The 13,070-nt window shown below is 52.5% G+C and carries 16 protein-coding genes; 7 read left to right on the top strand and 9 right to left on the bottom strand.

Features of this window, described 5'->3' with window-relative positions; translation table 11 throughout:
- Nucleotides 1–7: 7 nt before the first annotated feature.
- The 3 genes from gcvH to AC2FNE_RS10610 form a co-directional block, all read right to left on the bottom strand.
- On the bottom strand, nt 8–373 hold the full coding sequence (gene gcvH, locus AC2FNE_RS10620; protein ID WP_170479401.1) for a glycine cleavage system protein GcvH: 366 nt from the start codon (nt 371–373) through the stop codon (nt 8–10).
- An 18-nt stretch (nt 374–391) separates the two neighbouring features.
- Entirely contained in the window at nt 392–1,489 is a 1,098-nt protein-coding gene (gcvT, locus tag AC2FNE_RS10615; RefSeq protein ID WP_496805337.1) for a glycine cleavage system aminomethyltransferase GcvT, read from the bottom strand.
- A 239-nt stretch (nt 1,490–1,728) separates the two neighbouring features.
- Nucleotides 1,729–2,916, bottom strand: coding sequence for a Zn-dependent hydrolase (locus tag AC2FNE_RS10610; RefSeq protein WP_170603106.1), 1,188 nt, complete (start codon nt 2,914–2,916; stop codon nt 1,729–1,731).
- 185 nt (nt 2,917–3,101) lie between these two features.
- Between AC2FNE_RS10610 and AC2FNE_RS10605 the strand changes: the two genes are divergently transcribed.
- Genes AC2FNE_RS10605 through AC2FNE_RS10590 form a run of 4 tightly spaced genes read left to right on the top strand, consistent with a single transcriptional unit; the run spans nt 3,102 to nt 6,616 of the window.
- A complete protein-coding gene (locus tag AC2FNE_RS10605; RefSeq protein ID WP_170603104.1) occupies nt 3,102–3,752 on the top strand; it encodes a histidine phosphatase family protein in 651 nt (216 codons plus the stop codon).
- Between the two features lie 24 nt (nt 3,753–3,776).
- Nucleotides 3,777–4,391, top strand: coding sequence for a glutathione S-transferase family protein (locus tag AC2FNE_RS10600; RefSeq protein WP_170603102.1), 615 nt, complete (start codon nt 3,777–3,779; stop codon nt 4,389–4,391).
- Nucleotides 4,392–4,405: 14 nt separating this feature from the next.
- The gene (locus AC2FNE_RS10595) at nt 4,406–5,461 is read left to right on the top strand and encodes a saccharopine dehydrogenase (protein WP_170603100.1); all 1,056 of its coding nucleotides are present in this window, start codon (nt 4,406–4,408) and stop codon (nt 5,459–5,461) included.
- Nucleotides 5,462–5,464: 3 nt separating this feature from the next.
- Nucleotides 5,465–6,616, top strand: a complete 1,152-nt coding sequence (locus tag AC2FNE_RS10590) for a saccharopine dehydrogenase family protein (protein WP_170603099.1) — start codon at nt 5,465–5,467, stop codon at nt 6,614–6,616.
- 243 nt (nt 6,617–6,859) lie between these two features.
- Here the strand turns inward: AC2FNE_RS10590 and AC2FNE_RS10585 are convergent, their stop codons facing one another.
- The 5 genes from AC2FNE_RS10585 to AC2FNE_RS10565 all read right to left on the bottom strand — a co-directional run bounded on the left by AC2FNE_RS10585 (nt 6,860) and on the right by AC2FNE_RS10565 (nt 9,917).
- A complete protein-coding gene (locus AC2FNE_RS10585) occupies nt 6,860–7,159 on the bottom strand; it encodes a DUF1127 domain-containing protein (protein WP_170603097.1) in 300 nt (99 codons plus the stop codon).
- Entirely contained in the window at nt 7,122–7,349 is a 228-nt protein-coding gene (locus tag AC2FNE_RS10580; protein ID WP_170603095.1) for a DUF1127 domain-containing protein, read from the bottom strand. The genes AC2FNE_RS10585 and AC2FNE_RS10580 overlap by 38 nt, the downstream gene beginning before the upstream one ends.
- Nucleotides 7,350–7,519: 170 nt before the next feature.
- Entirely contained in the window at nt 7,520–8,599 is a 1,080-nt protein-coding gene (locus tag AC2FNE_RS10575; protein ID WP_496805336.1) for a hypothetical protein, read from the bottom strand.
- 142 nt (nt 8,600–8,741) lie between these two features.
- A complete protein-coding gene (locus AC2FNE_RS10570; RefSeq protein ID WP_170479421.1) occupies nt 8,742–9,059 on the bottom strand; it encodes a DUF3775 domain-containing protein in 318 nt (105 codons plus the stop codon).
- 84 nt (nt 9,060–9,143) lie between these two features.
- On the bottom strand, nt 9,144–9,917 hold the full coding sequence (locus AC2FNE_RS10565) for a DUF1365 domain-containing protein (RefSeq protein ID WP_496805347.1): 774 nt from the start codon (nt 9,915–9,917) through the stop codon (nt 9,144–9,146).
- A gap of 149 nt (nt 9,918–10,066) precedes the next feature.
- Between AC2FNE_RS10565 and AC2FNE_RS10560 the strand changes: the two genes are divergently transcribed.
- From AC2FNE_RS10560 to AC2FNE_RS10550, 3 genes are read left to right on the top strand one after another with little or no spacing between them, the layout of a single operon-like run.
- Nucleotides 10,067–10,723 carry a sigma-70 family RNA polymerase sigma factor gene (locus tag AC2FNE_RS10560; RefSeq protein ID WP_496805346.1) on the top strand — a complete coding sequence of 219 codons (657 nt, stop codon included), beginning with the start codon at nt 10,067–10,069 and terminating at the stop codon, nt 10,721–10,723.
- Nucleotides 10,724–10,733: 10 nt separating this feature from the next.
- Nucleotides 10,734–11,384: a ChrR family anti-sigma-E factor gene (locus AC2FNE_RS10555; RefSeq protein WP_170479425.1), complete on the top strand. Its 651-nt coding sequence runs from the start codon at nt 10,734–10,736 to the stop codon at nt 11,382–11,384.
- Nucleotides 11,385–11,421: 37 nt separating this feature from the next.
- Nucleotides 11,422–11,823: a hypothetical protein gene (locus AC2FNE_RS10550; RefSeq protein ID WP_367648129.1), complete on the top strand. Its 402-nt coding sequence runs from the start codon at nt 11,422–11,424 to the stop codon at nt 11,821–11,823.
- A 3-nt stretch (nt 11,824–11,826) separates the two neighbouring features.
- On the opposite strand, the gene AC2FNE_RS10545 is transcribed toward AC2FNE_RS10550, so the two are convergent.
- The gene (locus tag AC2FNE_RS10545; RefSeq protein ID WP_170479429.1) at nt 11,827–13,065 is read right to left on the bottom strand and encodes a DNA recombination protein RmuC; all 1,239 of its coding nucleotides are present in this window, start codon (nt 13,063–13,065) and stop codon (nt 11,827–11,829) included.
- Nucleotides 13,066–13,070: the final 5 nt, after the last annotated feature.

The raw sequence follows: 13,070 nt of genomic DNA, 5'->3' as shown, positions 1-13,070 counted from the left end.
CAGATTGTTAGCCGATGAAGGCTTTGTACCCATTCAGATCCATCAGATCTTCAAGTTGCGACGCATCCGCCAGCTTGATTTTGTAGATCCAAGCATCCCCTTCTGGATCTTCATTTAGTGCACCGGGGTTATCGGCAAGCGTCTCGTTCACTTCAACTATCTCTCCGTCTACCGGGGCATAGATTTCCGAAGCTGCTTTGACAGATTCGATCACCCCGATCTCTCCGTCTTTTTCGAATTCGTCGCCGACCTCTTGCTGCTCAACAAACACCACATCGCCAAGCTGTTCCGCCGCGTGCGCCGTAATGCCCAGAGTCGCCGTATCCCCTTCAACTGTCAGCCACTCATGCTCTTCTGAATAATAGGTCGCCATTTCTTCTCTCTCCTCACTTCAACGCTTGTAGTTCTGGGTGACAAAGGGCAACGCCACAATCTGCGCTGGCTGCGGCTTGCGCCTTATAATCAGATTAACCGTTTCTCCGGGTTCGCCGTGACCCTTGGCAACATAACCCATAGCAATCGGCCCCCCGACGGTGGGCCCGAAACCGCCAGAGGTAATGTGACCAATCGTGTTGCCTTCCTTACATTGAATTTCGACCCCTTGGCGGGCAGGCGCCCTTCCTTCGGGCTTGATTCCTACCAACCGGCGTGATGGTCCTTCGTCCAGTTCCTTCTGCACACGCTCGGCTCCGGGAAATCCGCCTTCTTCCTTGCGGCGTTTCTGAATTGCCCAACCCAAAGAGGCCTCAATCGGCGAAGTCGTCTGGTCAATGTCGTTACCATATAGGCACAAGCCCGCTTCCAGCCGCAGGCTGTCACGAGCACCCAGTCCTGCCGGTTCGCAATCCTCATGCGCCAGAAACGCCCGTGTGATCTCAATTGCGTTATCATCGGGGATCGAAATCTCGTAACCGTCTTCGCCGGTATAGCCGAGCCGCGAAATGCGGCATTCCACGCCTTTGATTTCGGCTATGGCTGTTTCCATGAACTTCAGGTCCCGCGCGGCCGGGCATAGCCCACCCACAACTTCCTCAGCCTTGGGACCCTGTACGGCAACTAGCGCGCGATCGAAAATTTCGGTCACTTCGACGCCGCCCAAGTTGGCTTTCATGTGTGGGATATCTTGATGGCGCAGCGCAGCGTTAACCACGACAAAATAATGATCCCCTGCGTTTGACACGATCAGATCGTCCATAATTCCGCCGTCTGTGTTCGTGAAAAACCCGTAACGTGCTTTACCTTCCTTCAATGTCGCGTAGGCCTGGGGGCAAAGGCTTTCCAGCTTTTCCCCTACATTTTCACCCATTAGGATCACCTGACCCATATGGCTCACATCGAATAGGGCTGCTTTTTCGCGACACTGTTTATGTTCCCCCATAATACCCAGCGGATATTGAACGGGCATCTCCCAACCGGCAAAATCAACCATCTTGCCACCAAGTTCGACATGAAGATCGTAAAGGGGCGTGCGCTTTGGTGCGTCGGTCATGGCGATTACCTTTTCGTTCCTATCAGTCTGCGCGCTTACCAATCAGTCTGAAGCAAGCCGGACATTTTGCAACGATCGAATACATTAGACCCCACTGGCACACGCCTTTTGGGACGGTCGTTTTCAGTAGTCGCAAACGCCCCGGCGGACTGCATCGAACCCAATCGTACACCAGCGCATTCGGTAATATTTCCTATAGGAAACTTTTTTCCGTTAAGCAACACACAAGTTAAAGAGCATTATGCATTAAGACTGAGAACCGCGTGTTCCAATACGCGTAAACCCGCAACCAAATCGCTTTCGGCGGTGTCTTCAGAAAAATCGTGGCTGATCCCAGCGATGGAAGGTACGAAAAGCATAGCAACAGGCATCAGCCGGGCCACGTTAGTTGCGTCATGCAACGCGCCCGATGGAATTTTTTGCCACCGTTCCGGCGCGACTGTTTCCGCACCCATTTGAAGGGCAGAACGCAACTTAGTATCCATGGAAACTGGTTCTAACCCAAGCATCGTGCCGAAACTGAGGCCGAGGCCAACACTCTCTGCGACCTCCTGTGCAGCTTCCCGGATAATCCCTTCCATTCGCTCCAAACGATTTGCGTCACCGTCTCGCCATTGCATGGAAAAGCGAGCGCGCCCTGGCACGATTGACGATGCATTGGGGTGAAGATCGACACGGCCAATTGTCCATACAGTTTGGGGAGTGACCACGTTCTTAAAGCGATTGTTGATCATCGCGTTGAATTGCGAAACCGCCTGAAATGCGTCCCGGCGGAGATGCATTGGCGTCGTTCCGGCGTGATTTTGCTGCCCATCGAAAGTGATGACCACATCACGAATACCAACAATATCGGTGACCACGCCTATCTGATCGCCCTGCGCGTCTAGTGTTGGACCTTGTTCGATATGAAGCTCGATGAAGCCCTCGAACCGGGCCTGGTCCACAAAATCGTCAGACAGGTCAGACATCGATGATCTTGCCTCGGCGAAAGTAATCCCTGACGCGTCGGTCAATGAATCCGCTTTATCCAACGGCAAGCCACCGGACCAAACGGCCGATCCTGTAGTGACGCCAAATCTCCCCTCTTCGTCCTGAAAGCTGACAACAGAAATTTGTTGTTTAACGGACCGGGCAACCTCCAGCGCTGCGACAACGCCCAGCGCCCCATCCAACCAACCACCCTCGGGCTGACTGTCGGAATGTGACCCCAATAACAGAGAACGCCCTGGTGCCAGCCCGAACAAATTTCCAACCGGGTCAAAATGCGGAGCCAGACCCGCGTCGGCCATTTTCTGCGCCAGCCATTTACGTGCGGCGATATCGGCCTCGGAATAGGCCGGTCGCACAACTCCTTTCCCGACGCCCGAGGCGCCAAATTCGCGCAGCTTATGCAGGTCGGATAGAAAACGGCTTTCGTTTATTGTCATAGGCTACCCCTGCGTGTGGTCAGGATAACATTATACTCAACGCCGCAGTGAGCAAGACAGTGCTACCTTTCAGTATCGCACCGTATCGGTAGAAACGGCATATTGGCTTTTCTGGTTGAGCAGGCAAAACCCCTCTGGTCCCGGTCCGAATCCTGCCCTAAGACTTCTCGCCAAGAGGAACCGACATGTCATACATTACATTGGTGCGTCACGGACAAGCCAACACAACAGCGCGGGATGAATCGAGCTACGACAGGCTGAGCGATCTGGGCCATCAACAGTCGCGCTGGTTGGGCGGTCATCTTCGCGACACCCACGCACATTATCCGCGCGTTTTTTGCGGCACCTTGAACCGCCATACGGAAACAGCCAGCAGTATGGGTCTGCCGTCCCCAATCCTCGACAAACGTCTGAATGAAATTGAGTATTTCACCTTGGCCCAACTGTTTCACGAACAGCACGGCGTGCCCATTCCAACTGACCGCGAAGGATTTGTTGAGCATCTCCCGCAAACTTTTGGCGCTTGGGCAAACGGAGATATTGCGAACGCGCCCGAAACCTTTGATCAATTTGAAACTCGGGTTTCAGATGCGCTGCGCGAGATTGGAACAGAGGGCGGACCAGCCATTGTTGTGACCTCAGGCGGCCTGATTTCAATGGCGGTGCGTCAGGCAATGGGGCTGGACATACCGTCTATGGCACGGGTGGCCCTTGCCATCATGAACACATCGTTACATCGTCTGCATCCTATAGGGGCTCAGCTCAGCCCCGTTCTTTTCAATGCCGTACCGCATCTGGAAGCCCCTGATAGGCACTTCGCCCAGACGCATCTGTAACCACCATCCTGAGGGACTTCTTTGATACAGCTATACTATGCCCCGCGTACGATTTCCGTCGCTGTCGCTATCGCTTTGGAAGAGGCCAGGCTGCCGTATGAAACAATTCGCCTGGACTTTGCCGCCGGTGAACAAACCAAACCAGCCTACTGTCAGATCAACCCAAAGGGACGTGTTCCAGCGCTTGTGATCGACGGCGGCATCCTGACTGAAACGGGCGCGCTGCTAGAGTTTGTCGCCGCTAAATCGCCCGACGCCGGTTTGGTTCCGGACGATCCGTTCTTGGCCGCGCGTATGCGTGAAGTAATGTATTATCTGGCATCAACAATGCATGTGAATCATGCGCATAAGTTTCGCGGACAACGCTGGGCCGACAATCAAGACAGCTGGAAAGATATGGCTTCAAAAGTTGCCGAGACGATGACGGCTTCATGTGAATACATCTCTTCCAATGGGTTACGCGGTCCCTTTGTTTTGGGTGAGACGTTCTCGCTGGCCGATGCTTACCTGTACGTTGTTTGCACTTGGCTGGAAGGCGATGGCGTAGATGTCTCCGCCTTTCCCAAGATCGTCGCCTTTCGTCAGGCGATGAATGCACGAAAGTCGGTTCAGGCGGTAAAAGCCGCTGGAATGCTCTGAGCAAAGGATTCTCGATGACACATCTCTGGGTCCGGGCTGAACAGCGCCCGAACGAAGAAAGGGTTGGGTTAACACCCAAGGGTGCCGCCGCGCTGATCGCCGCCGGAATTCGTGTAACTGTCGAGGAAAGCCGTGTCCGTGCCATTCCGATTGATGGCTACAAAGAAGCTGGATGCGAAATCGCGACCGAGAATTCCTGGCCGGAGGCACCGTTGGATGCTGTCATCTTCGGCCTCAAGGAATTGCCCGAAGATGGTACACCCCTGCCTCACCGTCACATTATGTTCGGCCACGCTTTCAAGGGTCAGCATTCTGGCCGCACTCTGTTAGGAAGGTTCAAGGCTGGGGGCGGTACGCTATACGATCTGGAGTATCTGGTGGACGAAAACGGCCGCCGTGTTGCTGCATTTGGGTATTGGGCGGGCTACGCTGGGGCCGCAGTCACGCTAAAGACATGGGCGGCGCAGCAACGGGACGAGGAATGCCCCCCGGTTGGAGTATATCCCAGCAAAAACGCGTTGAATGCAGAGTTGTTGGCTGAACTTGATTCCATTAAAATTTCGCGCCCTCGCGCAATCGTCATCGGCGCTTTGGGCCGTGTTGGAGCGGGGGCTTCGGATCTGTGCGAAGCGATGGGCGTTCAGGTTACAAAGTGGGACATGGCCGAGACCGCCAGCGGTGGACCTTTTCTGGAAATTCTTGAACACGACTTGTTTCTGAACTGCATACTGGCCCGCCCAGGAACACCAGTTTTTGTTCCAAGGGCTGCACTGAGCTCTCCCCGCAACCTGACGGCAATTGGCGACATAGCTTGCGACCCGGACAGTGATTACAACCCTGTTCCCGTCTACGATCACGCGACCACCTGGGACGCCCCGGCCGTGCGTGTCGCCACCGATCCGGTGATGGACGTGATGGCAATCGACAATCTGCCGTCAATGCTGCCGGTCGAAAGTTCCGAAGATTATGCAGCTCAGCTACTGCCTTCTCTGCTAACCTTATCGGATATCAATGGCGGTGTTTGGGGTCGAGCGGCGACTACGTACAAATCGCATGTAAAAGGGATCTAAGCGATGACGATTCATTGGTGTGGAACTGGCCTGTCGGCAATCCCAGGTCTGCGCCGCCTGATCGAAGGCGGGCACAAAGTCACAGTCTGGAACCGGACTATTGAAAAAGCCAAAGTTGAGGTTGGAGACTTAACAAACGACATCCAAGCCTTTGACATCGACGCGCTGGGTTCGGTCCTTGAAAAAGGTGACGTGATCGTTTCCATGCTGCCCGGAGATTGGCATGTCCCGTTGGCGGAACTGGCGATCTCTAAACAGGCGAATTTCGTTTCTTCCTCTTATATTGCTCCAGAAATGCGCGCGCTGGACGATAAGGCACGTGACGCTGGCGTAGCATTGGTGAACGAGGTCGGCCTGGACCCTGGGATTGATCACTTGATGGCCCACGCACTTGTTGATGACTACCGCGCATCGAGCGCATTCGATCCGCAAAACCATCTTAGCTTTATTTCTTATTGCGGGGGCGTCCCGAAAAACCCCAACCCATTCCGATACAAGTTCAGCTGGTCGCCGCTAGGCGTTCTCAAAGCGCTTCGGTCCCCCTCGAAGTCGATCCGAGACTACGCAACGCTGGACGTCGCACGCCCTTGGGATGCGATCAGCAGCTATATCGCTCCGTTACCAATCCCTGAAAGTTTCGAAGTTTATCCAAACCGTGACTCCGTCCCTTTCATGGCCCAGTACCATTTTGAAGACCATTGGCCAGTCAAGGAATTTGTACGTGGCACCTTGCGACTAAACGGATGGGCGGATGCTTGGTCAGATGTTTTTTCCGAAATCGAAACACTGTCCGGACCCGAAGGCGAAACTCGTTTGAAACAAATGTCGGACCAGTTCTGGAGCGAAAACGCTTACGACGAAGGCGAACCTGATCGGGTTGTTCTGTGCGTAGGCCTAAAAGCCGAAAAGGATGGGCAAGAAGTTTGGCACAAAACCTATGTCATGGATGCTTGGGGCGATGATCGTGGCACAGCAATGGCACGACTGGTGTCTATCCCGGTGTCGCTGGCCGTCGAGGCAGTATTAAACCGCGAAATTCCTGTTGGGGTACACGCTGCGCCCAGTGATCCGAAACTGGTCAGCCAATGGATGGCGGAAGTCGATAAACTGGCACAACAATTGCAGATCGTAGATCATGTGAAAGATCAATACTAATTTTACATTTCGTGGATCCAGATGGAAACAGACCTCGGCCATTTGCCGAAAGCTGCTTTCTCTCCAATTGTGATTGCCTTCGAATGTCAAAATCCTGACCGAACATCTGATGAGTTCAAAAAATCGGGACTTTAGGTCTGGTCGATCAACCGAATGTATCAATCCAAATAAACGAATGGGCCACTCAAGTATTTTGAACGGCCCATCAAAAAATTAGCTTTGTTGAGGATAAGTGGTGCAATTTTAGATGTACCGATCAATTGTATCCTCGATATCTTTTCGGTTCAGACCAAGCTCGGCCAATTGATGATCAGTCAACCCGTTTAACTGTTGGGCCGCAAACACAATATCCCCTTTGATAGCGTTTATCCGCATTGCTCGATCAAACAACAAAAGGGCACTGGCCAAGGGGGAGTTGTCGGTCGGTGGTATTACATCAAACATGGTGGATACCTCATAACTTTTGAATTCCGACGGGCCGATGAATGTTTTGCCCGTATCGCGGTCAATGACGGTAAGGTCTGTGATTGTAGACGCTTTCATAAGCTTTCCGTTCGATCTGCTCCCGCGGCACACCAATGTCGTCCAGTTGCTGGTCACTCAGCCGTCTGAGTTCATTAACGGTTTTTGAGAATAGCCTGCGACGGAATTGTTCAACCCGAGCTTCGGCAAAATCAGAAAACAGGCCCGCAAAGACACTGCTTTGGGGCGTTACTTTATTGGTATATTCCATTGTTTTTCTCCTCCAAGAATTAACTGCTTTTTTTCTGTACAGTTAAAATAAAGGAGCACTGCCTTAACGACGCCAAAACGACTCATTAAGCTATGTTAATGAAAGTCTGCATCGTAAGAATTGCGGGTTTGGGCGGCCAGTTGGCACAATTCAACTCATGCAATCCGCGATTAGCCTGGGTCTTCGGTTTCAAGTAAGTTTCTGATCAGGAACTGCGCCGCCGGTGGAGTTTCGTCCGATGCAAGCAACGCCTCGAAAGTCGAATTCAGTGTGTCGTCTTCCCAAACATTCACCGCAGCCGCTATCCAGACAACTGACGCAGGATCATCTTCCAGTGTTTGCTTGAAGACTTCAGAGATTTGTTCTCGATGCTCCGGTGCCACAGCTCCTGCATCGGCAAGCGCGCGGATCAAAGCTTTCAGATCGTCCTGCGTTCCATAATTTTCCGCGATCGCGTTTCCAATTTGGGCGACGGCCTTTGACCCATCTGCTTCTATTCCGGCAACGGCCCATTCCCGAAGGCTTATTCCTCCGGTTTTTAAAGAGGATGAGTATTGGGATCGAACAAACTCTCGCGCTTGCGAATCTTTCTGTAACCCAAGCAAACGGATTGCAGCAGGTGCATAAGCATAACGCCCAACGGTTCGCAGATCCTGCCGCAGCACGTCAGTTGAAACAGTTATCCCCAGTTCACGCACAATGGGATAAGGAGCGCGGTGAATTTCTAACAGCGCAGTATCGCGTAACACCCGGTCGTGATGTTCCAGAAAATGGGTAAAGAATTCTATGCGGTCCCGCGAGTCGCTCTGTCCAATGCCCCAGCTTTGCCCACTTGAGCGGACCTGGCTCAAAAATTCAGCACGTTCAGGAGTGACCAAAAAGGCTTTAGACCACTCAGCTGAAAGGCCTCGTCCTGTTTTGTCCAGCAAAGAGGATCCATAAATCATTAAAACTCTTCGGTTCGGATCAGCGCGAAAAGCTGCACGTGTCGAGCTATCCACCAAAAATGGAATTTCCGGTGCCCTCGCAAGTTGGTCGGATGTTCCTTTCAAGACTTTCACGGGAACAAACTTAAATGGATTGTCAGGAGACGGAGCGGCAAGAACGATCACGCGCGACGACAAAATGCGATCTGCCAGAGAGTATTCCGGCAATGTTACGCAAACCCCGCAAGCAAGTGAAGGCCTAGGCGCCAAGAACCCAACCAGAACAATTCCGCAGAATATTACCAACTGCAATGTGCGAAGCATAAATCTGCTCTATCCAAAACGCAGCCTGATAGCTACAGGCCGATCACATACTCCTGTGCCAGCTTACACAAAAACTAAGAGTTCTGCGACATGTTGCAGGTTCATCCCTATTGGATGCTCCCCTTGAACAGCAGAATGGTTTTCACATGAGATCGTTTTCCACGTCTTCCGCCGAAATTCCCAGCGCATCCAGCCCGTTTTCCAAGTGGTCAGACAAGTGTGGAGTCCCGATCAAGTAGTCGGCACAGGGGGTCGAGGCCTCGGTCTTAGCGGTCACAATGGCCTCAGCCAGATCTTCGGCAAAAAAACTTTCACGACCAATCCACATTATTGCGACCAGCTCTGCTTGTTCATCCTCACTCATTCGGTCAACAAAAGCGCGCAACTCGCCTTCTGCACGTTCCAGTTCTCGCCCCATCATCGCAACTTGGGCGACTTTTCTAGCCGAAATCTCCAGCATATGACCAACTCCTGTGTCCGCGGTTTCCATCAATCAAAACCACCATCTCAGGCTTGCGTCTTTGATCTTGAGCAAACTAAACCCCTATTGCTCGCGCGGGCGAGAGATTGGGCAGGAAGGCACGGGTTCTGAACGAAACGGCCGGAATCGGGCATTTTTAAACCAGAGCTTGGCGGCCTGCCAAACTATTAGCGCAAAAACCCGCCTTGCGCCAAACGGGCGTCGGACCAAAGCCCAAAGTATTGTGCGATTTGTCAGCAAATTTCGGGGCCCGGTGAGGGTCGCGATAAGACCACCGTTTTCCCGCGTGTAATCTATCCACACGCCTACCCTTTCCAAACGATAGTCAAACCGAAAAGTGTATACACCTTCGATCTTTTGAAACGGTGAGACATGCATCAGCTTTTTAGCGACGATGCGATCCGAAGGCTGAATTAGCGAAAGGTCTGGTTTGTGACATAGATAGCTGTGGCGGGTTCCGTAGGTATTCGTGACTTCGGCCACAACGGCGTATAGACCGTCATTTTGATCGAAACAGAACCAGAAACTGACCGGGTTAAAAACGTGAGCCAAAACACGCGGTTGCGTTAGCAACACAATCCGAGCGGGCTGGGGAAACTGCAATTCATCAAACCGTTTCCGCAGCCACGCGGCCCCGGTGCCTTTGCCCGGATCGCCACCATGATCGCGATCCCGCCAGTTTGTAATATTTGCCTTGTTGACAGAAAATAAAAACGGCGTTTTCGGCCGACCTTCTGGGTCGAATAGGATGTAGTCCACGGAATAACGAAAGGAGTTTTTAATTGAACCCTTTCGGCCGTGATAAGTATGGCCAGATATATGCTCTATTTCGTTCATGTAGTTTCGATTTTCGTTCTGACCGTAACCTGCTAAAAATACAGAATATTCCGTATAGCGTTTCATACAGTTGTACGAAGTTTAGCGCAGTGTGGATTAAAACAATTAAATAAAGTGATCCGACTTGGGCTGCGGCGCGTATTGTGGTTATGTTTGCCGAAACTGATATCGCGACCTTGGACACACCGTCGGCTGAGCCTGATTTTGTGCCATCCAAGTTCGCGCCGAAAAGTGTCAGGGGTAAGTCGGTGAACGGATCGAACAACAGCTGCGATATCCGGCAAGAGTGGGTTCTCCACGTCAGACGCATTCGGGACGAAAAAGATCAGTTGGCTTTCGCCGAATTGTTCCGACACTTTGCCCCAAGGGTGAAGGCGTTTCTGATTAAGTCAGGTTCGGACGCAACTACGGCGGAAGAATGCGCGCAAGAAGTAATGGCGACGTTGTGGCATAAGGCCCATCTGTTCGACCCGTCCCGAGCAACGGTTGCAACATGGGTGTTCACGATCGCCCGTAACAAGCGCATCGATGTCCTGCGCAAACAACGCCGTCCTGAACCCGAAGATCTGGGTTGGGGCCCCGAGGCGGAACCTGATCAGGACGATGTGATTGCGCTTCAACAGGAAACCGCGCAGCTGCGTGACGCTATGGCGGCGCTTCCGGATGCGCAAAGAGAGCTGATCCAGAAGGCTTATTTTGGAGACCTGAGTCACCGCGAGATTGCGTCGCAGACAGGGTTGCCTTTGGGAACTATCAAATCACGTATAAGGCTGGCGCTGGACCGCTTGCGCCATGCGATGAATTGAGTTGAATGAGATGAGTAAGGACATAAAACATCACCTGACCGACGACCTGCTGATGGCATATGCAGCAGGATCTCTACCCGAGGCTTTCGACTTGATGGTCGCTACGCATTTGTCGTTGTGTGACCATTGCCGTGCGCAGGCGGAAAGTTTTGACGCCGTCGGTGGGTTCGTTCTAGACGACCACGAGATGCCTCTGCAAATGGGTGAGGAGTCTCTGACTGCAACTATGGCACTAATTGCCAAAGGTGAACCGACACCCAAAACTGTTCGGCCATCTTGCTCCGTCTTGCCGACTCCGCTTCAGGAATATGTCGGCGGTGATGTCAGCGCGATCCGCTGGAAATCAATTGGTATGGGAGTGAAACAGGCAATTTTGCCGACAACGCGCGAGGCGACTGCGCGCCTATTGTTCATTCCCGCAGGGGCCGCGGTACCTGATCACGGTCATAACGGCATGGAACTTACCATGGTTTTGCAAGGCGCGTTCTCGGATGAGGTGGACCATTTTGCGCGCGGTGACGTTGAGATTGCGGACGAAGATCTGGAACACACGCCTGTTGCGGATATGTCAGAAGATTGCATTTGCCTAGCCGTGACAGATGCGCCACTTAGGTTCAACAAGCTGATGCCGCGTCTGTTCCAGCCATTCCTACGGATCTGACGTTTATATCCGGATCGAGTCAAAGAGGTTGCTAAGTGTGAAGTGGTTGTTCGTAGCGATTGTCTTTTCGACCATAGGAGCGTTGGCACAAGCGCAGTCTACCGCTGAGGTAAAGTTTCAACCTGGCAACTACGGCACAATGGTCAACGGCACGATCACCGGGAACGAGTATTTCGACTATACGTTGGGCGCAAAAGCCGGCCAGGAGATGTTTGCTGAACTTAGCGTCAGCGACACTAACGGAAATGGCGTTATCTATTTCAATATCTTGCCACCCGGCAGCGATGGGACCGCGATATATATTGGCTCAATTGATGGAAATACTGCCCGGATCAATCTGCCCGAAGACGGGGACTACACGATTCGCGTTTATCTTATGGGCAACGACCGTGACACTGGGAAAACGGTCGGCTACAATCTGGACCTGTCGATTCAATAGAGTTTAAACTTCGGTTTTGCCTAACGGGACAACGTTGTTGTGATCCTCTGGAACCAGTTCTTCAAAATCAAAATTGTCTAGCCGCTGTGCCCGTCGTCCGGCCTTTTCGGCGCTGATCTTGATGTCCGAGATATCTTTGGCCGCCTGCCCAAAATGTCGATCCAGATTTGTGACGCGTTCACCTAGACGTTCAACATCTTTGTGCAACATCCCCAGCTCCTTTCGGATCGCACCAGCCTGTTCGCGCATCCGCGCATCCTTGAGAATTGCACGCATCGTATTCAACGTAGCCATGCATGTGGTGGGAGAGACAATCCAGACGCGTTTTGAAAAACTCTCCTGCACCAGTTCGGGGAACTTGGCATGCAGTTCCGCGTAAACCGCTTCTGATGGCAAAAACATCAGCGCACCATCGGCCGTTTCGCCGTCCAGAATATATTTTTCTGATATGTCGGTAATATGTTTTCGGACCGTGGTCCTAAACATTTGTACAGCCGACTTAAATTCAGCGTCGCTAGAGGACCCGATCAAAGCCTCATAAGCTTCCAATGGGAATTTGCTGTCGATCACGATTGGGCCCGGCGGATTGGGCAGATTGATCAGGCAATCAGCCCGGCGGCCATTTGAAAGCGTCGCCTGTAACCGGAAACTATCTGCAGGCAGCGCCTTGGAAACGATGTCATTCAATTGAATCTCGCCAAACGCGCCACGGGTTTGCTTGTTGGAGAGGATGTCTTGCAAAGACAAAACATCGCCGGACAACTTAGTTATATTGTCTTGTGCCTTATCGATGGCGGCCAGTCGTTCCTGCAACTGGGTCAGGGAGGTCGCAGTCTGTTTTGACGATCCGTGCAACGATTCCTTCATCCGCTCTTGCATTTCGGCAAGAGCCCGGGTGGATTTCATCGCGTTGTCCGCCAGCCGATCGTTCATCTGTTGCTGTACGGAGGAAAGCCGCGCCTCCACCGTTTGGATCACCTGAACCTGTGCGGTGGCCTGAGTGTCCGAAACATGCTGCAATCCACCGCGCAGTTGTTCCTGCCCTTGCCCCAATTGCTGTACGTGCTGCCCTAATTGGACCATCTGACGGGTAAGCGGTTCAATGTTTCTGGCCGAACGGTTCGCAGCACGCAGCGCCAGAAAAAGCAAAACAAGAATCAAAAATGTCACTGCAACACCAATCAGGGAGGCCATTACCATTGGGTCATTCAATGAGTATTCGGTGCCTGCGATTTCAATCATCTCTA

Source organism: Ruegeria sp. YKSD179 (assembly GCF_059612885.1).
Note: the sequence above shows the minus strand (reverse complement) of the source record. Positions and strands in the feature narration are given on the sequence as shown.